25 protein-coding genes and 4 tRNA genes are annotated in these 22611 nt (G+C 66.7%); 21 read left to right on the plus strand and 8 right to left on the minus strand.

All coding sequences use genetic code 11. The features are described from left to right. Positions 1–37: 37 nt before the first annotated feature. The 4 genes from AC1RAD_RS02130 to tssA all read right to left on the minus strand — a co-directional run bounded on the left by AC1RAD_RS02130 (position 38) and on the right by tssA (position 3809). Complete coding sequence (locus tag AC1RAD_RS02130; protein ID WP_056584576.1) at positions 38–517, minus strand: Hcp family type VI secretion system effector; 480 nt, start codon at positions 515–517, stop codon at positions 38–40. Positions 518–669: 152 nt separating this feature from the next. Then, positions 670–2163 carry a type VI secretion system contractile sheath large subunit gene (gene tssC, locus AC1RAD_RS02135; RefSeq protein WP_062482199.1) on the minus strand — a complete coding sequence of 498 codons (1494 nt, stop codon included), beginning with the start codon at positions 2161–2163 and terminating at the stop codon, positions 670–672. A gap of 52 nt (positions 2164–2215) precedes the next feature. Beyond that, the gene (tssB, locus tag AC1RAD_RS02140) at positions 2216–2728 is read right to left on the minus strand and encodes a type VI secretion system contractile sheath small subunit (RefSeq protein WP_062482197.1); all 513 of its coding nucleotides are present in this window, start codon (positions 2726–2728) and stop codon (positions 2216–2218) included. 49 nt (positions 2729–2777) lie between these two features. Next, positions 2778–3809 (minus strand): type VI secretion system protein TssA, encoded by a 1032-nt coding sequence (tssA, locus tag AC1RAD_RS02145; RefSeq protein ID WP_492733674.1) that lies wholly within the window; start codon positions 3807–3809, stop codon positions 2778–2780. 71 nt (positions 3810–3880) lie between these two features. On the opposite strand from tssA, the gene tssJ reads away from it, so the two are divergent. Then, positions 3881–4399: a type VI secretion system lipoprotein TssJ gene (tssJ, locus tag AC1RAD_RS02150; RefSeq protein ID WP_307696189.1), complete on the plus strand. Its 519-nt coding sequence runs from the start codon at positions 3881–3883 to the stop codon at positions 4397–4399. 19 nt (positions 4400–4418) lie between these two features. On the opposite strand, the gene AC1RAD_RS02155 is transcribed toward tssJ, so the two are convergent. Beyond that, the gene (locus AC1RAD_RS02155) at positions 4419–5534 is read right to left on the minus strand and encodes a type VI secretion system protein (protein ID WP_139701552.1); all 1116 of its coding nucleotides are present in this window, start codon (positions 5532–5534) and stop codon (positions 4419–4421) included. 17 nt (positions 5535–5551) lie between these two features. Beyond that, complete coding sequence (locus tag AC1RAD_RS02160) at positions 5552–6877, minus strand: DotU family type IV/VI secretion system protein (protein ID WP_492733676.1); 1326 nt, start codon at positions 6875–6877, stop codon at positions 5552–5554. Positions 6878–7130: 253 nt separating this feature from the next. Here AC1RAD_RS02160 and AC1RAD_RS02165 point away from each other — a divergent pair, with 253 nt between their 5' ends. Next, positions 7131–7835: a response regulator transcription factor gene (locus AC1RAD_RS02165; protein ID WP_070063891.1), complete on the plus strand. Its 705-nt coding sequence runs from the start codon at positions 7131–7133 to the stop codon at positions 7833–7835. 9 nt (positions 7836–7844) lie between these two features. On the opposite strand, the gene AC1RAD_RS02170 is transcribed toward AC1RAD_RS02165, so the two are convergent. Then, entirely contained in the window at positions 7845–9077 is a 1233-nt protein-coding gene (locus AC1RAD_RS02170; RefSeq protein WP_492733678.1) for an NUDIX hydrolase, read from the minus strand. Positions 9078–9156: 79 nt separating this feature from the next. Between AC1RAD_RS02170 and AC1RAD_RS02175 the strand changes: the two genes are divergently transcribed. Beyond that, positions 9157–9834, plus strand: a complete 678-nt coding sequence (locus AC1RAD_RS02175) for a phosphoglycolate phosphatase (protein ID WP_492733680.1) — start codon at positions 9157–9159, stop codon at positions 9832–9834. 15 nt (positions 9835–9849) lie between these two features. On the opposite strand, the gene AC1RAD_RS02180 is transcribed toward AC1RAD_RS02175, so the two are convergent. Next, the gene (locus AC1RAD_RS02180) at positions 9850–10455 is read right to left on the minus strand and encodes a chalcone isomerase family protein (RefSeq protein WP_095743420.1); all 606 of its coding nucleotides are present in this window, start codon (positions 10453–10455) and stop codon (positions 9850–9852) included. Positions 10456–10789: 334 nt separating this feature from the next. On the opposite strand from AC1RAD_RS02180, the gene trpE reads away from it, so the two are divergent. The 18 genes from trpE to rplL all read left to right on the plus strand — a co-directional run bounded on the left by trpE (position 10790) and on the right by rplL (position 22480). Next, the gene (gene trpE / locus AC1RAD_RS02185; protein ID WP_070063894.1) at positions 10790–12292 is read left to right on the plus strand and encodes an anthranilate synthase component I; all 1503 of its coding nucleotides are present in this window, start codon (positions 10790–10792) and stop codon (positions 12290–12292) included. Continuing rightward, a complete protein-coding gene (locus tag AC1RAD_RS02190; RefSeq protein ID WP_070063895.1) occupies positions 12289–12681 on the plus strand; it encodes a GxxExxY protein in 393 nt (130 codons plus the stop codon). The genes trpE and AC1RAD_RS02190 overlap by 4 nt, the downstream gene beginning before the upstream one ends. Next, positions 12678–13262 carry an aminodeoxychorismate/anthranilate synthase component II gene (locus tag AC1RAD_RS02195; protein WP_070063896.1) on the plus strand — a complete coding sequence of 195 codons (585 nt, stop codon included), beginning with the start codon at positions 12678–12680 and terminating at the stop codon, positions 13260–13262. Before AC1RAD_RS02190 ends, AC1RAD_RS02195 begins: the two co-directional genes overlap by 4 nt. A gap of 6 nt (positions 13263–13268) precedes the next feature. Then, the gene (gene ltaE, locus AC1RAD_RS02200) at positions 13269–14327 is read left to right on the plus strand and encodes a low-specificity L-threonine aldolase (RefSeq protein WP_492733682.1); all 1059 of its coding nucleotides are present in this window, start codon (positions 13269–13271) and stop codon (positions 14325–14327) included. Between the two features lie 197 nt (positions 14328–14524). Continuing rightward, entirely contained in the window at positions 14525–15547 is a 1023-nt protein-coding gene (trpD, locus tag AC1RAD_RS02205) for an anthranilate phosphoribosyltransferase (protein WP_095950914.1), read from the plus strand. Between the two features lie 37 nt (positions 15548–15584). Beyond that, a complete protein-coding gene (trpC, locus tag AC1RAD_RS02210; RefSeq protein ID WP_492733684.1) occupies positions 15585–16385 on the plus strand; it encodes an indole-3-glycerol phosphate synthase TrpC in 801 nt (266 codons plus the stop codon). Further along, entirely contained in the window at positions 16382–17104 is a 723-nt protein-coding gene (locus AC1RAD_RS02215; RefSeq protein ID WP_070063900.1) for a uracil-DNA glycosylase, read from the plus strand. Before trpC ends, AC1RAD_RS02215 begins: the two co-directional genes overlap by 4 nt. Before the next feature lie 94 nt (positions 17105–17198). Beyond that, positions 17199–17284 (plus strand) — tRNA-Tyr (locus tag AC1RAD_RS02220). Positions 17285–17349: 65 nt separating this feature from the next. Continuing rightward, a tRNA-Gly gene (locus AC1RAD_RS02225) sits at positions 17350–17423 on the plus strand. Between the two features lie 42 nt (positions 17424–17465). After that, positions 17466–17540 (plus strand) — tRNA-Thr (locus AC1RAD_RS02230). A gap of 73 nt (positions 17541–17613) precedes the next feature. Continuing rightward, entirely contained in the window at positions 17614–18807 is a 1194-nt protein-coding gene (gene tuf / locus AC1RAD_RS02235; protein ID WP_062478858.1) for an elongation factor Tu, read from the plus strand. Between the two features lie 21 nt (positions 18808–18828). Continuing rightward, positions 18829–18904 (plus strand) — tRNA-Trp (locus AC1RAD_RS02240). A gap of 101 nt (positions 18905–19005) precedes the next feature. After that, the gene (gene secE, locus AC1RAD_RS02245) at positions 19006–19389 is read left to right on the plus strand and encodes a preprotein translocase subunit SecE (protein ID WP_062479313.1); all 384 of its coding nucleotides are present in this window, start codon (positions 19006–19008) and stop codon (positions 19387–19389) included. After that, positions 19389–20000, plus strand: coding sequence for a transcription termination/antitermination protein NusG (nusG, locus tag AC1RAD_RS02250; protein ID WP_062479316.1), 612 nt, complete (start codon positions 19389–19391; stop codon positions 19998–20000). Before secE ends, nusG begins: the two co-directional genes overlap by 1 nt. Before the next feature lie 141 nt (positions 20001–20141). Further along, positions 20142–20573 (plus strand): 50S ribosomal protein L11, encoded by a 432-nt coding sequence (gene rplK / locus AC1RAD_RS02255; protein ID WP_056584627.1) that lies wholly within the window; start codon positions 20142–20144, stop codon positions 20571–20573. Continuing rightward, positions 20574–21272 carry a 50S ribosomal protein L1 gene (gene rplA / locus AC1RAD_RS02260; protein ID WP_062479319.1) on the plus strand — a complete coding sequence of 233 codons (699 nt, stop codon included), beginning with the start codon at positions 20574–20576 and terminating at the stop codon, positions 21270–21272. A 246-nt stretch (positions 21273–21518) separates the two neighbouring features. Beyond that, complete coding sequence (gene rplJ / locus AC1RAD_RS02265; protein WP_056584633.1) at positions 21519–22058, plus strand: 50S ribosomal protein L10; 540 nt, start codon at positions 21519–21521, stop codon at positions 22056–22058. Between the two features lie 47 nt (positions 22059–22105). Beyond that, positions 22106–22480 (plus strand): 50S ribosomal protein L7/L12, encoded by a 375-nt coding sequence (rplL, locus tag AC1RAD_RS02270; RefSeq protein WP_070063901.1) that lies wholly within the window; start codon positions 22106–22108, stop codon positions 22478–22480. The last annotated feature ends 131 nt before the right edge of the window (positions 22481–22611 follow it).

The raw sequence follows: 22611 nt of genomic DNA on the forward strand, positions 1-22611 counted from the left end.
TGCCTGGGGCGGACGGGGCTGGCGGGTCCGTCGCCCGTCAGCGGGTTTCGGTGGTGGCCACGTTCCAGCCGAACTTCACCTCGCCGCCGCCGGCGCCCTTTTCGTCCTGACCCTTGTAGGCGAACTCGATGTCCTTGAAGCTGCAGGACACCTGCTCGTGCACGTCGCCGCCCTGTGCGCCGCCGGGGCCCACGCTGGAGATGAAGACTTCCTTGAGCGTGACCTTCAGGTACTCCTGCTGGCCTTCGCCCGACTTGCGGCAGGTCATGACCATGTCCTTGAAGTGCTTGCCGCTCACGCAGTTCTTGGCGAGCACGGGAGATGCCTTGTCGTAGGTGTGCGTGAAATTGAATTCACCCGGCGTGGCCTTGCCCTTGCCCGAACCGCCGCCCGATCCCGCGCCCGATGCGTTGCTCACGTTCCAGGACCACGACGAAATCTCGATCTCGTCCTTGTGGTCCTTGTGAGAAGACTCGCCCTTGACGCCGTCGAGCTTGATGTGAAAGTCAGATGACATGTTCCTACTCCTTGGAACCCGATTGCATTCGGGCGGTTGATGATCGAAACGAAAAAAATGGCTGCCGGCGGTGGGAGAAAAGTTCCGATGCCCGGCAGCTACTCATAGAACGAAACGGAACCGGGAATTCAAGAAGAATCCGCAGATTTTTTTCAGCCGGCGCCCTTGGCCGTCGGCAGCTTGGACACCAGCCGCAGCGAGACCGTGAGGCCTTCGAGCTGGTAGTGCGGGCGCAGGAAGAACTTGGACGTGTAGTAGCCCGGGTTGCCTTCGACTTCTTCCACGATCACCTCGGCGGCGGCCAGCGGCTTCTGGGCCTTGGTGGTTTCCGACGAGTTGGCGGGGTCGCCGTCCACGTAGTTCATGATCCATTTGTTGAGCCAGCGCTGCATGTCCTCGCGCTCCTTGAAGCTGCCGACCTTGTCGCGCACGATGCACTTCAGGTAGTGCGCAAAGCGGTTGCAGGCAAAGAGGTAAGGCAGGCGCGCCGCCAGGTTGGCGTTGGCCGTGGCGTCGGGGTCGTCGTACTCGGCCGGCTTATTCAGCGACTGCGCGCCGATGAAGGCGGCGAAGTCGGAGTTCTTGCGGTGGATCATCGACAGCAGGCCGGCCTTGGACAGCTCGGCTTCGCGCCGGTCGCTGATGGCGATCTCGGTGGGGCACTTCTGGTCCACGCCGCCGTCGTCGCTGGGGAAGGTGTGTAGCGGCAGGTTTTCCACCGCGCCGCCCGACTCGATGCCGCGGATGCGCGAACCCCAGCCGTACAGCTTGTACGAGCGGTTGATGTTGGTCGCCATCGCATAGGCGGCATTGGCCCAGGCGTACTTGCTGTGGTCGGCGCCGGCGGTGTCTTCCTCGAAGTCGAACTCTTCCACCGGGTTGGTGTTGGCGCCGTAGGGCGTGCGCGCGAGAAAGCGCGGCATGCACATGCCCAGGTACTTGGAGTCGTCCGACTCGCGCAGCGAGCGCCAGCCGGCGTACTCGGGCGTGGAGAAGATCTTGGTCAGGTCGCGCGGGTTGGCCAGCTCCTGCCACGACTCCATCTGCATGAGGTTGGGGCTCGCGCCGGTGATGAAGGGCGCGTGGGCCGAGGCGGCGATCTTGGCCATCTCGCCGAGCATCTCGACGTCGGGCGGGCTCTGGTCGAAGTGGTAGTCGCCCACCAGCGCGCCGAAGGGCTCGCCGCCGAACTGGCCGTACTCTTCCTCGTAGATCTTCTTGAACATCGGGCTCTGGTCCCAGGCCGCGCCCTTGAACTTCTTGAGGTTCTTGGCCAGCTCCTGCTTGGAGATGTCCATCACCCGGATCTTCAGGTTCTCGTCGGTCTCGGTGTTGTTCACCATGTAGTGCAGGCCGCGCCACGCACTCTCGAGCTTCTGGTAGTCGGGGTGGTGGATGATCTTGTTCACCTGGTCGGTGAGCTTGGCGTCGATCGCGGCGATCATGGCCTGGATCGACTTGGTCACGTCCTTGCCGATGACGGTGCTGTTGCTCAGCGCCTGCTGCGCCAGCGTGAGCACGGCGGCTTCGACGGCGCTCTTGGCTTCGTCGCTGCGCGGCTTGAATTCTTTCTGCAGCAGCGACGAAAAGTCGCTTCCCGCGTACGCAACGTCTTTCAGTGCGCTCTGCTCGAGTGCGTCGGCCATGATGGTTTCTCCTCGTGTACCGGTGTGTGTCTGTCAGGAATCGGGGTGGGGCTCAGGCGGCGGCTTCGCCGTCCCCGGGCTTCTTGCTGGCGGCCAGCGTCTGCAGCAGGGCCGGGTCTTCGAGCACCTTGGCCAGCAGGTCTTCGGCGCCGCCCTTGCCGTCCATGTAGGTCACGAGGTTCGACAGCTGCGTGCGCGCTTCGAGCAGCTTGTTGAGTGCGCCCACCTTGCGGGCCACGGCGGCGGGCGAGAAGTCGTCCATGCTGTCGAAGGTGAGCTCGACCTTGAGGTCGCCCTCGCCGGTGAGCGAGTTCTCCACCGCGAAGGCGGCGCGTGGCTTCATGGCCTTCATGCGGGCGTCGAAGTTGTCGACGTCGAACTCGAGGAACTTGCGGTCGACCACGGGCGCGAGCGGGTCGGCGGGCTTGCCCGACAGGTCGGCCAGCACGCCCATCACGAAGGGCAGCTGGATCTTTTTCTCGGCGCCGTAGAGCTCCACGTCGTATTCGATCTGGACCCGGGGCGCGCGGTTGCGTGCGATGAATTTCTGACTGCTCTTGGCCATGGCGATGCTCCTTGCGGGAATGAAAGGGGACGGGTGGAAACGGCGGCGGTCATTCGGACTGGCGTTTGCCCGTCACGGTCTCGATGGTGTCCATCGCGTTGGGCGCGAGGTTGGCCATGATGTCCAGGAAGCTCACGCCGATGAGCTTCTTGGCGCGTTCGATCAGGAGCGGCGCGGGGTTGCCGGGCTCGGCCTGTTCGAGGTAGCGGATGACGCGGTCGAGCATCTGCACCGCGTCCTGGCGGTTCTGGATCTCGCCGCGCGGCGCGGCCGGGCGGGCCGTGTTGCCGGAGGGGGCGTCGCTGTCGGCTGTTGCGCCCTCGTCGGCAGAGGCTTCGGGCGCGCCGGCTGCCGCCGTGCAGGCCTTGGCGACCGCGCGCGACACGGTGCGCAGCGTGCCCAGGTCCACCGCATCGGTGCGGCCCGTGCGCTCGCCCAGCAGCTTCTGCAGGCGGTCGAGCAGTGCAGGCAGGCCGATGGCGGCCTGCAGTTGTTCGGGGTGCGCGGCGTGCAGGGCCTCGAGCCCGCCATGCACCTGCGCGGGCGAATACGAGGCCTCGCCGCCGACGGCGTTGAGCACGCCGTGCGCAATGGCGATGTCGCGCACGCGGATCGGGCCCACGCCCGGCGCGTTGCCCACCGAGGCGTCGTACAGGTCGCGCGGCACCATGCTGTCGTCGCTCAGCGGCGCGAGCGCGTTCAGGCGCATCGTGGGGTCGTTGTCGTCGTCCGCATCCAGCTTTGGATGTATGCCGTCCCAGAAGGTGTCGAGCAGCGAGGTGAGCAATTGCAGGCCCGCCGTGAAGCCGGCCACGCCCTGCAGGCGCGTCGCGGCGCGCAGCAGCAGCACGGCGGCGCGCACGTCCTTGCTGCGGCGCAGCTGCGCATCGGCGCGTTCGGCCACGTCGCGCCAGTCGGGTTCGACGGCGGGGATCACGGTGTCGCCGAACTGCTGCTCGGCCTTGCCTTGCGCCGCAGTCGTGAGGGCCATGAAGTCCGCGTCGTACTCCAAGTCGTCCCCGCAAGGCGAGGCCTCGCCGATGGGCGTGAGCAGTGCGTCGACGAGTTGGGGAGTCAGCATGTTGCCTGTTCGAGTTCGCTGGTGATAATCAAAGATGCGTCAGGACCGGTCAATGCAACGAAGGGAATAGCATGCGCACGCTGGGTACACACCATTCGTCCTATGAGGGCCTCCTTGCTGTCGCATCGCGACGCCGTATCGCAGCCCTTGGCCTTGCTGCAGCGGGTCTTCTGATGGCGGGCTGCGCGAGCAAACCGGTGGTCACGCCGGTGTCGATCACGCTCACGGCCGGCGCCGATGCCAACCCCGATGCGCGCGGGCGCGCCTCGCCGCTCACGGTGCGCGTCTATGCGCTCAAGACGCCGGGGCCCTTCGAAGGCGCCGACTTCTTCTCGCTGTTCGAGAAAGACCAGGCCACGCTCGGCGCCGAACTGGTGCAGCGCGAAGAAATGCTGCTGCGCCCCGGCGAGAGCAAAAAGCTCGACCTCACCCTGCCGGCCGATGCCAAGGCCATCGGCGTGATGGCCGCGTTCCGCGACCTCGACCGCGCGCGCTGGCGCGAGGTGCGTGCGGTCGTGCCGGGCCAGGCGCAGGTGCTCAACGTGACCTTCGGCGCGCGCCAGATCCGCGTCGACGCTGCCGCCAAGTAACGCCAGCTGCACGGCGGCCTCAGCGCAGTTCCGCCGGCACCGTGGGCGCGAAGCGTCCCGGCCGCACCAGCGGCTGGTCCGCCGGCAGGAAGCGGCCGAACAGGTCGCTCACGAACGCGGCGCCCGTGCCGTTCTCCGACGCCGTCGCCGTGAGGTACAGCCCGCGCCAGCGCGGCGCGCGCACCCCTTTGCCGTGCCCCTCGAACAGCCCCTGCGCCACCTGCCGCAAGGCCGGCTGCAAGGTGCGCACGCTTTCCACGAAGCCATGCAGCGCGAGCCGCCCCGCGGGACCCGGCTGCTCGCGCAGCAGGGCCATGCGCAGGCCGTGCAGCTGCGCCACGAGCGGATCGAACAGCGCATCGAGCCGGTCGGCGGCGCGCGCCGCGTGCGCCGCGAACGGGTGCTCCACGCGGTGGCCGAGCGCCTGCGCGAGCACCTCGGGCGGCAGCGCGGCGCGCAGCGTGGCGTAGCCCTTCAGGCCTTCGAGGCCCGTCACGACGAGGTAGACCGGCAGCTGCAGGCGCAGCGTGTCGCTGGCTTCGTCGAGCAGACGGCGCATGTTCGCGGTGGCGCGCTTGCGCAGCGCCGGGTCGCCATACAGCAGGTCGCCGGCCGCCACGCACACCACCACGCCGTGCAGCGGCAGGCGTTCGCGCCGCTCGGCAAGCGCCAGCAGCGACTGCAGCCAGAGCCCGCGCGCGGGCGCCGTGCCGGCCTGGTCGCCGATGGCGTCGGGATGCAGCTCGATGGCCGTCAGCGCGCCGGTGGTCCACCAGCGCCACCAGGGGGTGCCCGGTGCCTCGTTCGCGGGCGGCGCCACGCATTCGGCGCGGGCGGCCGAGAGCAGCCCCGGCAGCCCGGTGGCCGGGCCGCCGATGAAGAGGAACCACGGCGCCGTCGCGCGCGTGCGCGGCGCCTGCCGCAGCGAGGTGCGCGCCTGTGCCATGGCCTCCTTCAGCGCGTCGACGGCGGCGTGGTCGGCGGGCGCACCGAGGGCGTCGACGCGCCGCAGCAGGCCGCGTCGCCGCGCGCCGCGGCCTGCGTCGCGCACGGCGGCGTACAGCAGCGCCAGGCCAGCGAGGCAGACCGCGAGCAGCGGCCAGAAGAGGTGCACGGGTGACAGCGTGTCGAACATGGTGGGGAAGGGCGAGGTCAGCGCGCCACGGTTTCGAGGGAGATGAAGTCGGCGATCAGCCGCTCGCTGTTCCTGCTCGCGGCCAGCGCCTCGCGCAGGCGCAGCAGGTAGGCCGAGGCCATCTCGTACGGCGGGCGGTCGGAGGTTTCGCTGAACGGCATCGGCGCCGACAGCACGGTGATCAGCACGTTGCCGAAGGGCGGGCTCACGAGCCAGCTCGAGGGGATGTCGGACCCGAGTTCCAGCGACTCGCCCGCGCGCAGCCGCGTCGGGGCCGGCCCGGTGTTCAGGTGCATCACGGAGCCATCGGCGGTGTAGTAATCGACCCAGATGTAGCTCTCGTGGCGCGGCGCCACCACCTGCACGCGCACCGCGTCGCCCTCGCGCAGCCGGCCGTCGCGCGCGGACGGCGCGCTCACGCTCAGCCCGTGGTTCTTCTGGCGGTTGCGCGCCTGCGAGGGCTTGAGGATGGCGAACACCTCGCAGTGCGGCCACACGCGCAGCCCGATGTCGAACTGCGGCGCGCGCACGCCGGGAATGGCCGCGACGTCCTCCGCCACTTTCAGCAGGTCGTCGCGCTGCGAGACGAAGCCGGTCACGCGCGGGCGGCCGTCGGGGTCGATCGAGGCCTCGAGGTCGGCGCAGGCGTAGCTGGCGAGCTGCCGGTCGATGCGCTGCGTGAGCGCCGTGCCGGCGGCCGGCGGCCCCGCCAGCCAGTGCCACAGCAGGAAGAGCGCGGGCACGAGCACGGCCAGCGCGGCGCCGGTGCGCAGCACGGTGCGGTCGCGCCGCCGCATGTCGGCCGGGCCGCGCGGGTCGGGCACGCCGTAGGGCTGGGGCGTGATGTGGTCCTGCGCGAGGCTGCCGAGTTCGAGCGGCGGCGGTTGCAGCTGCCGGCCGTGCAGGTCCTTCAGCTTGCCGAGCTCGCCCTCGTCGCCCGACTCGAAGTAGTACTGGCCCTTGAAGCCGTGCGCCAGCGCATGCCAGTAGACCTCGCGCACCGCGTGGTCCTGCGCGCCGAGGGCCGAGAGGTGGTGGAAGAACTCGCTGTGCGCGTTGTTGGAGTTGAACAGCTGCACCTGCAGCGGCGCGGCGCCGTCCACGGCGTCGGGGTGGCGCGCCAGGATCTCGTCGAGCCACGCGACCATGGCGAAGGCGGCCGACTCGATCTGGGTGGCGGTGGCGCCGGCCACGTCGGCGTCGGCGCGTGCGATGTCCAGCAGGCGCAGGGCCTCGCGCTGGGCGTCGCCGTGGGTGAGGGTGGGGTGGCCGGCCGCGATCGACGCGTCCAGGCCGAGACCGAAGGCAATGAAGGGCGAGAAGCAGTCGAGCAGGCGGGCCATGAGGGATGCCCGCTTCTCAAGCGTGCATTGCGAAGCATGCCTTGCACCGGCGTCTGCAGCGATCGCACATGCCCATGTCCCCGGTCGTTGGAGTGGGCGTTCATTTTTTCAACGGGCCCACGGGGCCGCCATACCGCTTGGGGTCTATGCCGTTGGTGGGGCGCGGCGGCCTTGCTGGACGGGGCAATCGCCGTTATCTTCGCAGTCGCAGAAGAATCCAATGCACATTGACGTTGGGACACTGGGGTATGCCATGAAAATTCTGATCGCCGACGACCACCGGCTCGTCATCGAGGCGGTCAAAGCCAAGTTGTCGGAGCTGGGAGCTGGCATCGAGTTCGTCCTGGCGCTGAGCGTCGACGAACTGCTTGCCGGCGCGACCGACGATCTCGACCTGGCCCTGATCGACCTCAACATGCCCGGCGCGGACGGGCAGGCCCACATCGACGAGATCCGGCGACGACACCCGGCCGTGCCCGTGATCGTGCTGTCGGGCTACGAAGACCCGTCCATCATGCGCAGCGCGCTCGAACGCGGCGTGCTCGGCTTCATTCCCAAGGCCTATTCGCCCGACGTCATGCTGTCGGCCGTGCGCCTGGTGCTGGCGGGCGGCGTGTACGTGCCGCCGATGATGCTCACGGCGCTGCCGCCGGGCATCGTGGCCGGCGTGTCGCCGTCGTCTGCCGCGGCGGGCGAACCCTTTGCGCGCGGTGGCGGCAACGGCGGTGGCGGTACCCAGACCCTCGAACACCTGCGCAGCGTGCTGACCGAGCGCCAGGTCGAGGTGCTGCAACTGCTGTCGCAAGGCAAGCCGAACAAGCTGATCGGGCGCAGCCTGGGCATCAGCGAAGGCACGGTGAAGATCCACCTGGCCGCCATCTTCCGCGCACTCAACGTACGCAACCGCACCGAGGCGGTGGTGGCGGCGCAGGCGCTGACGGAAGCGCAGCAGGCCTGAAGACGCGCCTCAGTCGGCGAGCGCCGACGCCGGGCGGCGCATGAAGCCGCGCGCGGGCACGATCCATTCGACGCGGTGATCCGTCTCGACGGCGGTGGTCGTCGCGTCCTCCGTGAACAGCATGCGCTCCTCGGCCAGCAGGAAACCCTGCGCGCCCAGCACCTGGAGCGTGGCGCCGCCGAGGTCCAGCGACTGCGGCGCAGCGTCCGCCGACAACACCCATCGCACCGGCCCGGGCGCCGCCGCCCGCAGCGCGGCTTCGTGCGCCGCGTCGCCGGGCGCGCGGTTGATGAGCGCCCAGCCCTCGGTGCCGCCGATGAGAAAACTGTTGAGGCCGCTGTCGTGCACGACGCGCACCACGCGCGCGGACAGCGGCGTGACCAGGCCCGCTTCGAGCGCATAGCAACCGCCGCCCTGGCCGTCGGGATCGAGGTGCCCGATCTCGTCGTAGGCGGGCTCTTCCATGTTCACCGGCCGTCGGCCCTTGGGACCGTCGGCCAGGCGCGGCATGGTCAGCGGAATGCGGCGCAGTGCGCGCGCATGGGCCATGAAGTCGTCGACGCGGGCGAAGGTGGCCAGGTGCTCGAGCACGCGCCGCGTCACGTTCAGCAGCTTGAGTCCGCGTTCGGGGCTGACCGCGTCGGCGGGCTTCAGCCACAGGTGCTCGACGGTCTCGCGGCCGTCGGGGCGCACGTCCTGGCCGGCGGGCATCGCGGCCGCGAAGAAGCGCGTGTCGAAGCGGCGCGGCATGCCGGGCGGGGTCAGCCAGTGGCTGAAGTACGCGATGCGGTCGACGGCAAGGCACCAGCCGCGCTCGGCGCACAGGGCGAGCAGGGCGTCGGTGCTGCGTTCGGCGGCGGCGCGCATGGCGTCGAGTTCGCCCGACGTGAGCGCGAGCAGCTCGACCGGCCGGCCCTGCGCATCGTTCGCGAGCAGCAGCCCGGCCTCTTCGAAGCATTCGCGGATCGCCGCTGCGTGGAAGTCGAGCCCGCCTTCGGGCAGGCCCAGCCGCGCGCTCGCGGCGGCGTCGTCCAGGCCCGCGCACAGCGGGTGCAGCAGGCGGTCGTGCGCATCGACCATGCCGCCCGGGAAGACGCTGGCGCCGCTGTTCTGGTCGTTGGCCTTCTCGGCCCGCCGCAGCATCAGCACTTCGAGGCCTTCGGGGCCGTCGCGCAGGACGACGAGCGTGGCGGCGGTGCGGATGGGGCGAGGGGCGGAGGGCGGGGGCGTCGTGGGGGTCATGGGCGCCTATTTTGCGGCCGGGGGAGAATGCGTGCCTCGCGCATCCGTCACCCACTTCGCTCCCCGGGAGCCGCCTGTTTTGGACACTCTTCGCACCGATCTCTCCCGCTTCGACGCCGCCATCATCGACCTTGACGGCACCATGGTCGACACGCTCGGCGACTTTGCCGAGGCCCTGAACCGCATGCTGCGCGACCTCGAGCTGCCGCCGGTGGCGCCCGCCGCCATCGAGCGCATGGTGGGCAAGGGCTCGGAGCACCTGATCCTGTCGGCGCTGGCGCACGTGGGCGCGCCGGCCCCGGCGGCGCTGTTCGATCGCGCGTGGGAGCGCTACCAGCACCACTACCTGGAGATCAACGGCCGGTATTCGTCCGCCTACCCCGGCGTGGTCGAGGGCCTGAAGGCGCTGCGCGCGCGCGGGCTGCGGCTGGCCTGCCTCACGAACAAGCCGACCTCCTTCGCCAAGCCGCTGCTGGCGGCGAAGGGGCTCGACGGCTTCTTCGAGCAAGTGTTCGGCGGCGATGCCTTCGAGCGCAAGAAGCCCGATCCGCTGCCGCTGTTGAAGACCTGCGAGGCGCTGGGCACGGTGCCGTCGCGCACGCTGATGGTCGGCGACTCGAGCAACGACGCGCGCGCTGCACGCGCCGCTGGCTGCCCCGTGGTGCTCGTCACCTACGGCTACAACCACGGCGAGCCGGTGCGCGGCGTGGATGCGGACGGCTTCGTGGATTCGCTGGCCGACCTCGCGACGGCCTGAAGGGCTGTCCGGCTCTTACTGTTTTCCGAGCAGCGCGTCTTTCAGCTTCCAGTCGGCCGGGTTCGGGCCGAGCCAGATGCGCATCAGCGCATTGAAGAACGCCACTTCCTTCACCGGGTCGGGTTGCGGCACGCCGCGCACCGTGATCAGCGTGCCTGTGCCGGGCACCCAGTCGATGGTGAAGGTGTCGCCGGCCTTGAGCTGCTTCTGGTCCGCGAACATCTGGCCCATGCGCAGCAGGCCGGGGATCAGGTTGACCATTTCGCTCTTGGGCGAGTTGTCTTCCACGCCCTTGACGAAGAGCTTGCCGAGCTCGTTGGCGTCGATGTCGCGCAGCATCGTGATCGCCACGCGCTTGGGGCCCGGCACGGCCAGCGCCTCCTCGGTGGTCGAGGCCTTCTTGCCCAGGTACAGGCCGGCCGTGTAGACCTTGATGATGGTCTTGTAGCGGATGCCCGCGCCATTGAGCACCAGCGGGGCGCCGCGCAGGTCCATCTGGTCGTCGAGCTTGACGCCCGCCACCTCGACCTGCGCCGCGAAGGCACTGCCGCAGAGCGCGGCCGACAGGACAGCGAGCGCCGCGAGGCGGGAGAACACGGCCGGGAGCAGGGGTGCAAGCAAGTGAGTCTCCTTGAATTTGCGAACGGTCGTGCGAATGTATCTTTTCGTTTTATCCGAGAGGCTCCGGGGGAACCCTGAAGCCTGCGGTTGCACAAGGCCTCGTTTTCGTGGGCTAAACTCGGCGCTCCATGTTCGTTCATCACATCATTCAAACAGGTGAAGGCAGCCGGGGAGCCTGGCCCTGGCGTCGCCATACATCGCTGACTGTTTGATTGCGCGGCGCACGCCGTGCGCCCGCGGTTCCGAGCCGGCACGCATGCCGACATCGGGCCACTCTCGTGAATGACCTTGCCACCGGCCAAAGGAGCGTCGGCAGGCAACTGGAGAACGATCCGTGATCACCGAACTTGAATTCAAGAGCCTCAGCGCCCAGGGCTACAACCGCATCCCGCTGATGGCCGAGGCCTTTGCCGACCTCGAAACCCCGCTTTCCCTGTACCTCAAGCTCGCCCATTCGCAGGGCGGCGGCAAGCACAGCTTCCTGCTCGAATCGGTGGTGGGCGGCGAGCGCTTCGGGCGCTACAGCTTCATCGGCCTGCCGGCGCGCACCTTGCTGCGTGCCTCGGGCTTCGGCGACGAGGCCGTCACCGAAGTCGTGACCGACGGCCAGGTCGTCGAGACCGCCAAGGGCAATCCGCTGGACTTCGTGGCCGACTACCAGAAGCGCTTCAAGGTCGCGCTGCGGCCCGGCCTGCCGCGCTTCTGTGGCGGCCTGGCCGGCTACTTCGGCTACGACACCGTGCGCCACATCGAGCGCAAGCTCGAAAAAAGCTGCCCGCCCGATGCGCTGGGCTGCCCCGACATCCTGCTGCTGCAGTGCGAAGAACTCGCGGTCATCGACAACCTGTCGGGCAAGCTCTACCTCATCGTCTACGCCGACCCGAAGCAGCCCGAGGCCTACGCCGTGGGCAAGCGCCGCCTGCGCGAGCTGAAGGACAAGCTCAAGTACTCGGTGAGCGCACCCGTCGTGAAGCCCACGCAGGCGCATCCGCCCGAGCGCAGCTTCGCCAAGGCCGACTACCTCGCGGCCGTGGAGCGCGCCAAGGAGATGATCGCCGCCGGCGACTTCATGCAGGTGCAGGTGGGCCAGCGCATCAGCAAGCGCTACACCGAATCGCCGCTGTCGCTGTACCGCGCGCTGCGTTCGCTGAACCCGTCACCCTACATGTACTACTACAACCTGGGCGACTTCCACGTGGTGGGCGCCTCGCCCGAGATTCTGGTGCGCCAGGAGAACACGGGCGACGGCGAGCAGAAGATCACCATCCGCCCGCTGGCCGGCACGCGCCCGCGCGGCGCGTCGCTCGAGCTCGACAAGGCGGCCGAGGTGGAACTCATCAACGACCCGAAGGAGCGCGCCGAGCACGTGATGCTGATCGACCTCGCGCGCAACGACATCGGCCGCATCGCCAAGACCGGCACCGTGAAGGTGACCGAGGCCTTCGCGGTGGAGCGCTACAGCCACGTGATGCACATCGTGAGCAACGTCGAGGGCACGCTGAAGGACGGCATGACCGCCATCGACGTGCTCAAGGCCACGTTCCCCGCCGGCACGCTGACCGGCGCGCCCAAGGTGCATGCGATGGAACTCATCGACCAGCTGGAGCCCACCAAGCGCGGCCTGTATGGCGGCGCCTGCGGCTACATCAGCTACGCGGGCGACATGGACGTGGCCATCGCGATCCGCACCGGCATCGTCAAGGACCAGATGCTGCACGTGCAGGCTGCGGCCGGCGTGGTCGCCGACTCGGTGCCCGAGCTGGAGTGGAAAGAAACAGAAGCCAAGGCGCGCGCACTGCTGCGTGCCGCCGAACTGGTCGAGGAAGGCCTGGAATGAGCAACGCACCCGATATCCAGAACGACTTCTCGCACGAGATCATCGGCGCCGCCGTCGAAGTGCAGCGCGTGCTCGGCACGGGGCTCGACGAGGGCGCCTACGCCGCGGCACTGGCCATCGAACTCGCCGAACGCGAGATCGGCTTCGCGCGCGACGTGGCGCTGTCGGCCAGCTACAAGGGCCGGTCTCTGGGCGAGGTGTACCGCGCGGGGTTCGTGATCGAGCAGTCGGTCATCGTCGAGCTGCGCGCCGTCGACGTGCTGACCGACCTGCACCGCGCGCAGGTGCTGGCCGCATTGCGCCTGTCGGGCCTGAAGCTGGGCCTTCTCATCAACTTCAACGTGTTCCCCGTCGTGAAGGGCGTGCACCGGATTGTGAGCAAGCCATGAAACTGCTGATGATCGACAACTACGATTCGTTCACCTACAACATCGTCCAGTACTTCGGCGAGCTGGGAGCGGACGTGCAGGTGCACCGCAACGACGAGATCACCGTCGAGCAGATTGGCGCGCTGATCGCTTCGGGCGTGACGCGGCTGGTGGTGTCGCCGGGTCCGTGTTCGCCGGCCGAGGCGGGCGTGTCGGTGGCGGCCATCGAGGCCTTCGCGGGCAAGCTGCCCATCCTGGGCGTGTGCCTGGGCCACCAGGCCATCGGCGCGGCCTTCGGCGGCAAGATCGTGCGCGCGCAGCAGCTCATGCACGGCAAGACCAGCGAGATCACGACCACGCAAGAGGGCGTTTTCGCGGGCCTGCCGCAGAAGTTCATCGTCAACCGCTACCACTCGCTCTCGATCGAGCGCGAGAGCTGCCCGAAAGAACTGGCTGTCACCGCCTGGACCGACGACGGCGAGATCATGGGTGTGCGGCATACCGGCTTTGCGCACGACGTGCGCATCGAAGGCGTGCAGTTCCATCCCGAATCGATCCTCACCGAGCACGGCCACGCCATGCTCAAGAACTTTCTGGACTGACCCACCATGACCGAACGCACTCCCATCGTCGACCTGCGCAGCGACACCGTCACGCAGCCCACGCCCGCGATGCGCGAGGCCATGGCGGCTGCACCGCTGGGCGACGACGTCTTCAGTGCCGACCCGAGCGTCAACGCGCTGCAGGAGAAGATCGCCGCGCTGCTGGGCTTCGAGGCGGCGCTGTTCGTGCCGACCGGCACGCAGAGCAACCTGTGCGCGATCCTGTCGCACTGCGGCCGTGGCGACGAGTACATCGTCGGCCAGCAGGCGCACGCCTACCGCTGGGAAGGCGGCGGCGCCGCGGTGTTCGGCAGCGTGCAGCCGCAGCCGTTGGACCACGCGCCCGACGGCACGCTGCCGCTGGCGCAGATCGAAGCCGCCATCAAGCCCGACGACGCGCATTTCGCGCGCACCAAGCTGCTGGCGCTGGAGAACACGCTGGGTGGCAAGCTGCTGCCCTTCGAGTACGTGCAGGCCGCGACCGACCTGGCGAAAAGCAAGGGGCTGCAGCGGCACCTGGATGGCGCGCGGCTCTTCAATGCCGCCACCGCGCAGGCCGCGCTGAACAAGCGAACCGACATTCGCGCCGAAGCCCGTCGCATCGCGCAGTGCTTCGACAGCGTGTCGGTGTGCTTCAGCAAGGGCCTGGGCGCGCCGATCGGTTCGGCGCTGGTCGGCTCGCGTGACTTCATTGCGCGCGCGCACCGCATCCGCAAGATGGCGGGCGGCGGCATGCGACAGGCGGGGTTGCTCGCAGCAGCTGCGTCGCACGCGCTCGATCACCACATCGACCGATTGGCCGACGACCATGCGCTGGCGCAACGGCTCGCACAGGGGCTCGAGGGCATCGAAGGCCTGACCGTCGAGGCGCCGCACACGAACATCGTGTTCGTCGACCTCACGGGGGCGGCGCAGGCGCGTTCTTCGGAGCTGCTCGCCAGCCTCAACCAGCAGGGCATCCTTGCGACCGGGCTGTACCGCCTGCGCTTCGTGACGCACCTGGACGTCGATGCTGCGGGCGTCGACCGCGCGGTCGCGGCGATCCGCGGCTTCTTCAAGGCTTGAGAAGGTGTGAACGAACCCGCCATGTCCGCTCATCCCGCCCAGACACGCCCCCTCTGCGTTGCAAATGCTCGCCATAGCCCGAGCTATGGCTGCGCTTTGCGCCTTGATGGGGCGCGCCTGGGCGGGCTGCTCGGCCACGCCGGATTCATTCACACCTTCTGAAGCCTGGCTATACGCACACACCGAGGAGACTCTTCATGATCACCCCCCAGGAGGCGCTGCAGCGCACCATCGAACACCGCGAAGTCTTCCACGACGAGATGCTGCACATCGTGCGGCTCATCATGAGCGGCGAGTGCTCGCCCGTGATGATGGCCGCGCTGATCACCGGCCTGCGCGTGAAGAAGGAAACCATCGGCGAGATCACCGCCGCCGCGCAGGTGATGCGCGAGGTGTCGACCAAGGTGCCCGTGGCCGACACCACGAACCTCGTGGACATCGTCGGCACCGGCGGCGACGGCTCGCACACCTTCAACATCTCGACCTGCTCGATGTTTGTCGCGGCCGCGGCGGGCGCCAAGGTGAGCAAGCATGGTGGGCGCAGCGTGTCGAGCAAGTCGGGCAGTGCCGACGTGCTGGAGTCGCTGGGCGTCAACATCAACCTCAAGCCCGAGCAGATCGCGCAGTGCATCGCGCAGGTCGGCATCGGCTTCATGTTCGCGCCGAACCACCATCCGGCGATGAAGAACGTGGCGCCGGTGCGCAAGGAACTGGGCATCAAGACGATCTTCAACATCCTCGGCCCGCTGACCAACCCGGCCGGTGCGCCGAACATCCTGATGGGCGTGTTCCACCCCGACCTCGTGGGCATCCAGGTGCGCGCGCTGCAGCGCCTCGGTGCCGAGCATGCGGTGGTGGTCTACGGCCGCGACGGCATGGACGAGATCTCGCTGGGCGCGGCCACCATGATCGGCGAGCTCAAGGACGGCGAGATCCGCGAGTACGAGTTGCACCCGGAAGACTTCGGCTTCCAGATGGCGAGCAATCGTTCGCTGCGCGTCGAGACGCCCGAGCAGTCGAAGGCCATGCTGATCGGCGTGCTGGACAACCAGGCCGGCCCGGCGCTGGACATCGTGCTCCTCAACGCGGGCGCGGCGCTGTACGCGGCCAACGTGGTCGACTCGGTGCCGGCGGGCGTGGAGCGCTCGCGCCAGGCCATCGCGTCGGGTGCGGCCAGGGCCAAGCTCGACGAGCTGGTCAAGGCCTCCACCTCCTTCTGAGAATCAGGCCGTCGTGCCACCGAAAGCAGAGCAAGCCATGTCAGACATTCTCGACAAGATCGTCGCCGTCAAACGCCAGGAAGTCGCCGCCGCGCTGAAGCGCGCCCCGCTCGAAGCCGTGCGCTTCGACGCCGAAAGCCGCGTGCTCACGCGCGACTTCGAGGCCGCGTTGCGCGCCAAGATCGCGGCCGGCCAGGCGGCGGTGATCGCCGAGGTCAAAAAGGCCAGCCCGAGCAAGGGCGTGCTGCGCGAAGACTTCATTCCGGCCGACATCGCGCAAAGCTATGCCGAGGGCGACGGCGTGGTGAGCGCGGCCTGCCTCTCGGTGCTGACCGACAAGCAGTTCTTCCAGGGCGGCGTCGACTACCTGAAGCAGGCGCGCGCCTCGTGCGACCTGCCCGTGCTGCGCAAGGATTTCATCGTCGACGCCTACCAGGTGTACGAATCGCGCGCGATGGGCGCCGACGCGATCCTGCTGATCGCCGCCTGCCTCGACGACGCGCAGATGAAGGACTACGAAGCCATCGCGCGCGGGCTGGGCATGGCGGTGCTGGTCGAAGTGCACGACGCGGCTGAACTCGAGCGCGCGCTGAAGCTCAAGACGGCGCTCATCGGCGTCAACAACCGCAACCTGCGCAACTTCGAGGTGTCGATCCAGGCCACCATCGATCTGCTGCCCAGGCTGCCGGCGGACCGCCTGCCGGTGACCGAATCGGGCATCGCCACGCGCGAGGACGTCGCCACGCTGCGCGGCGCGGGCGTCAATGCATTCCTGGTCGGCGAAGCCTTCATGCGCGCCAAGGAACCCGGCGAGGCGCTCGCCGCATTGTTCAAATGACGCGGCCGGACCAGCTGTCGAGCAGCGATCCTGCCGACTGGCCGGTGGCGCCGGGCTGGCAGCCGCTGGTCGACGATTTCTTCGCCAGCGCGGTCGGCCAGAAGCTGCAGGGCTTCCTGCGCGAGCGCCTCGACGCCGGGGCGGTGATCTTTCCGCCGCAGCCGCTGCGGGCGCTGGAGCTCACGCCGCCGGAAGACGTGCGGGTGGTGATCCTGGGCCAGGACCCGTACCACGGGCGCGGGCAAGCCGAGGGCCTGGCCTTCTCGGTGGCGTCGGGCGTGGCGCTGCCGCCATCGCTGCGCAACATCTTCAAGGAGCTCCAGCGCGACCTGGGCACGCCGCCGCCGGCGTTTCCGAACCCGGGCGGCAGTCTCGTGAAGTGGGCGACGCACGGCGTGCTGCTGCTCAACACCTGCCTCACGGTCGAAGAGGCCCAGCCGGCCAGCCATTCGGGCCGCGGCTGGGAGGTGCTGACCGACGCCGTGATTCGCCATGTGGCGCAGGGCGAGCGACCTGTTGTTTTTATGCTATGGGGCTCGCACGCGCAAAGTAAGCGTGCGTTGATCGATGTTGGGCGCCATAAGGTGCTGATGTCGAATCATCCCTCGCCGCTGTCTGCGCTCCGGCCGCCGGTTCCGTTCATCGGCTGCGGTCATTTTGGCCAAGCCCGTGCATGGCGTGAGGCGCAGCAGTCGGGAGGCTCCGAACTTCGCTCATAATCAGAGGCTTCACACCTCGAGCAGGTTTCCACGCTTCATCTTTTGCTGGGAATCCTGTGTAGTCACAAAATCGTGCTATATTTCGAGGTTCGCCGGAGAGGTGGCCGAGTGGTTAATGGCAGCAGACTGTAAATCTGCCCTCTTACGAGTACGCTGGTTCGAATCCAGCCCTCTCCACCAGCGATGAATTTGGTTTCTAAGAGCGATTGGATCTAGCGCTTTGGGTGCCTTGAAGTGCCCCCGATGCGGGAGTAGTTCAATGGTAGAACCCCAGCCTTCCAAGCTGATGACGCGGGTTCGATTCCCGTCTCCCGCTCCAGAGACCCGGTTCGGCGCCGGAAGCGATTTGGTTAGAACAAAAGCCCTTTTGGCTCAGTGGTAGAGCACTCCCTTGGTAAGGGAGAGGTCGCGGGTCCGATTCCCGCAAAGGGCACCAGTTTTCTGGGGTTGCAACGACAGGCTTGCGACCCATCTGCATGCGTTGAAATCGTTTTTTTCGGAGTCGAAAAATGGCAAAAGGTAAATTCACCCGCACCAAGCCGCACGTGAACGTGGGCACGATCGGTCACGTTGACCACGGCAAGACCACGCTGACGGCTGCGATCGCCACCGTGCTGTCGGCCAAGTTCGGCGGCGAAGCCAAGGCTTACGACCAGATCGACGCAGCGCCTGAAGAAAAGGCCCGCGGCATCACGATCAACACCGCGCACGTCGAGTACGAAACGGCCAACCGCCACTACGCACACGTCGACTGCCCCGGCCACGCCGACTACGTGAAGAACATGATCACCGGCGCCGCCCAGATGGACGGCGCCATCCTGGTGTGCTCGGCCGCTGACGGCCCGATGCCCCAGACTCGTGAACACATCCTGCTGGCTCGCCAGGTGGGTGTGGGCTACATCATCGTGTTCCTGAACAAGTGCGACATGGTCGACGACAAGGAGCTGCTCGAGCTGGTCGAAATGGAAGTTCGCGAACTCCTCGACAAGTACGAATTCCCCGGCGACGACACCCCCATCATCCACGGCTCGGCCAAGCTGGCCCTGGAAGGCGACAAGGGCGACCTGGGCGAAGGCGCCATCATGAAGCTGGCAGAAGCCCTGGACACGTACATCCCCACGCCTGAGCGCGCTGTGGACGGCACGTTCCTGATGCCTGTGGAAGACGTGTTCTCGATCTCGGGTCGCGGTACCGTGGTGACCGGCGCTGTCGAGCGCGGCGTGATCAAGGTCGGCGAAGAAATCGAAATCGTCGGTATCCGCCCCACCGTCAAGACCACCTGCACCGGCGTGGAAATGTTCCGCAAGCTGCTGGACCAGGGTCAAGCTGGCGACAACGTCGGCGTGCTGCTGCGCGGCACGAAGCGCGAAGAAGTCGAACGCGGCCAAGTGCTGTGCAAGCCCGGCTCGATCAAGCCGCACGTGCACTTCACCGCCGAGGTGTATGTCCTGTCCAAGGACGAAGGCGGCCGTCACACGCCGTTCTTCAACAACTACCGTCCGCAGTTCTACTTCCGCACGACGGACGTGACCGGCGCGATCGAGCTGCCCGCGGACAAGGAAATGGTCATGCCTGGCGACAACGTCAGCATCACCGTGAAGCTGATCAACCCAATCGCGATGGAAGAAGGCCTGCGCTTCGCCATCCGTGAAGGCGGCCGTACCGTGGGTTCGGGCGTCGTGGCCAAGATCCTCGACATCTAAGCCGAGCGTAAAGAGTACCGGAGGGGTATAGCTCAATTGGCAGAGCGTCGGTCTCCAAAACCGAAGGTTGTAGGTTCGATTCCTACTGCCCCTGCCACCTAGGTGGCACCCCGACAAGCCCATCGCGATCCGATGGGCTTCGGCGTCTCAAGAGACGCATTGAATTGAAGGCCGCGAGGCCACAGGAAATCAGCCGACATGGCCACTTCTCAAATCGAAACCGTGAGCACGGGTGCCGACAAAGCCAAGCTGGCTGCGGCGGTGGTGCTGGCAGTGGGCGCCATCGTGGCGTTCTACCTGCTGTCGCGCCAAGGCTCGCTGGTGCAATGGGCTGCGCTGCTGGTCGGCCTGGCTGCGGCCGTGGGCGCCTTCGGCAGCTCCGAGAATGGCCGTCAGCTGTGGGCTTTCGGTCGTGACTCGTGGCGCGAGGTCAAGAAGGTCGTGTGGCCGACCCGCAAGGAATCGATGCAGATGACGGCCTATGTGTTCGCCTTCGTGGCGATCATGTCCGTCTTCCTCTGGCTCACCGACAAGACGCTCGAATGGGTGTTCTTTGACCTCATTCTGGGCTGGAGAAAATAATGACCGACGACGCAGTTGAAACCACGCAGAGCACGCCGGAAGAGGAGCAGAACCCTCTCCTGACCCCCGCTGCCAACCCTGATCTGCGTTGGTACGTGGTGCATGCCTACTCGGGCATGGAAAAGGCTGTCGAGCGCAACATCACCGAGCGCATCACCCGCGCCGGCATGCAGGACAAGTTCGGCCGCATCCTGGTTCCGACCGAAGAAGTGGTCGAGATCAAGAACGGCCAGAAGCGCACCACCGAGCGCCGTTTCTTCCCGGGCTACGTGCTGGTCGAAATGATCATGGACGACGAGAGCTGGCACCTGGTGAAGCACACCAACAAGGTGACGGGTTTCGTGGGCGGCGCCAAGAACCGTCCGGCCCCGATCTCGCAGAAAGAGGTCGAGGACATCGTCAACCAGATGCAGCAGGGCACCGAGAAGCCGCGCCACAAGGTCGAGTTCACCGTGGGTGAGTTCGTGCGCGTCAAGGAAGGCCCGTTCACCGACTTCAATGGCACGGTGGAAGACGTCAACTACGAGAAGAGCAAGGTCAGCGTGTCGGTCATGATTTTCGGCCGCGCCACCCCTGTGGAGCTCGAATTCGGTCAGGTCGAGAAGACCTGATCCCATGGCCTGCCTTCGGGCGGGCCTGCCAGTTTCCGGCTGCGCGTTGTCCGACTCGGCGCGCGGCCTTGATCGAAGAGTCGTTTAACCCCGGGGAGCCGCGGCGAGAGCCAAGGCGATATCACCCGCAAGGAGCAAAGCATGGCGAAAAAAATCGTCGGCTTCATCAAGCTGCAAGTGCCAGCTGGTAAGGCCAACCCGTCCCCGCCGATCGGTCCCGCACTGGGTCAGCGCGGTCTGAACATCATGGAGTTCTGCAAGGCGTTCAACGCGCAAACCCAAGGCGTCGAGCCGGGTCTGCCGCTGCCGGTGGTCATCACCGCGTTCGCTGACAAGAGCTTCACCTTCATCATCAAGACGCCCCCGGCGATCACCTTGATCAAGAAGGCCATCAAGCTGGACAAGGGCTCGGCCCGTCCGCACACCGACAAGGTCGGCAAGATCACGCGCGCTCAGCTCGAAGAAATCGCCAAGGCCAAGATGAAGGACCTGACTGCCGCCGACCTCGACGCAGCAGTTCGCACCATCGCCGGCTCGGCCCGCTCGATGGGCGTGAATGTGGAGGGCGTGTAAATGTCCAAGATCACCAAGAAGCAAAAGTCGCTGCAAGGCAAGGTCGACAGCAACAAGCTGTACCCCCTGGCCGACGCCATCGTCATCGTCAAGGATGCTGCCACCGCCAAGTTCGACGAATCGATCGACGTGGCCGTGCAACTGGGCATCGACGCGAAGAAGTCGGACCAGGTGGTTCGCGGTGCTGTCGTGCTGCCGAACGGCACCGGCAAGACCAAGCGCGTCGCCGTGTTCGCCCAAGGCGCCAAGGCTGAAGAAGCCAAGGCCGCCGGCGCCGACATCGTCGGCATGGACGACCTGGCTGCAATGGTCAAGGCTGGCGACATGCCTTTCGACGTCGTGATCGCTGCCCCCGATGCCATGCGCGTCGTCGGTACGCTCGGTCAGATCCTCGGCCCGCGTGGCCTGATGCCCAACCCCAAGGTTGGCACCGTGACGCCTGACGTCGCCACCGCTGTCAAGAACGCCAAGGCTGGCCAGGTCCAGTTCCGCGTCGACAAGGCCGGCATCATCCACGGCACGATCGGCCGTCGCTCGTTCGACAACGACAAGCTGCAAGGCAACCTCGCTGCGCTGATCGACGCTCTGGTCAAGGCCAAGCCGGCGACCAGCAAGGGCGTGTACCTGCGCAAGGTGGCTGTGTCGTCGACGATGGGTCTGGGTGTCCGCGTGGACACGCAAACCATCTCGGCAAGCTAAAGAGATTGGCCCGATCCCGCAAGGAGAGGGCGAATGTGGTGGGTCGCGGCAGCTTCGGTTGCCGCGAGCCATCCAAGACCGCTGGTGTGCAGGGCGCTGCACTTAATGGCCGGATCGATCCTTCCGGTATCCAGCGCAGATGGCGACCCCACTGCAAGGAATTTGATTTTTGTTCCGAAACAGTTGGTCGCTGCATGAAGCGCGATCCGAGGCCCCGGCCGAAGGTCGCATTAAAAGGAGTAGACCTTGAGTCTGAATCGCAGTGAGAAAGAAGCGGTCATCAGTGATGTGACCAGCCTCGCCGCAAAAGCTCAAACGCTCGTGATGGCGGAATACCGTGGCATCACGGTGGCCGATATGACCAAACTGCGCAGCGAAGCGCGCAGCAACGGTGTGACCCTGAGTGTTCTGAAGAACACGCTGGCTCGCCGTGCTGTCGCTGGCAGCCCGTTTGAGATTGTCGGCGACCAGATGACCGGTCCGCTGATCTATGGCTTCTCCGAAGACGCTGTGGCTGCCGCAAAGGTGGTGGCCAATTTCGCGAAGACCAACGACAAGTTGGTGATTCGCGGTGGCGCATTCGGTGGCAAGGCCCTGGACGTCGAAGGCGTGAAGCAACTGGCCAACATCCCTTCCAAGGAAGTGCTGCTGGCGCAACTGCTGGGCTTGATGCAATCCCCGATTTCTCGTACCGCCCGCGTGCTCGCGGCGCTGGCCGAGAAGCGTGGTGGTGGCGAAGCTGCACCCGTCGCCGATGCACCGGCAGAAGAAGCGCAGGCCGCCTGAGCGCGCCCTCGTTTTTGAATATTCAACCCAATTGTTAGGAAACAAAAATGGCATTCGATAAAGACGCATTTCTGACCGCGCTCGACGCAATGACGGTCCTGGAACTCAACGACCTGGTGAAGGCCATCGAAGAGAAGTTTGGCGTGAGCGCCGCAGCCATGTCGGCACCCGCTGCCGGCGGTGGCGCTGCTGCTGCAGTCGCTGAAGAGCAAACCGAATTCAACGTCATGCTGATGGATGCTGGCGCGAACAAGGTGTCGGCGATCAAGGCCGTGCGCGAAATCACCGGCCTGGGCCTCAAGGAAGCCAAGGACCTGGTGGAAGCCGCTCCCAAGGCTGTCAAGGAAGGCCTGTCGAAGGCTGACGCTGAAGCCGCCAAGAAGAAGCTGGAAGATGCCGGCGCCAAGGTGGAACTGAAGTAATTCAGACCCCCTAGAGGGCTGGAGGTGCCTGAAAAGGCCCTCCAGCCTTTGCCGCTTTCAGAGCGCACCCAAAAGCCGGCTTGGCGCCGGTTCTTTCAGAGGCCGAAAGGTCGATGGAATAGCAAAAGCCA

Source organism: Variovorax sp. GW823-FHT04B03 (assembly GCF_058796495.1).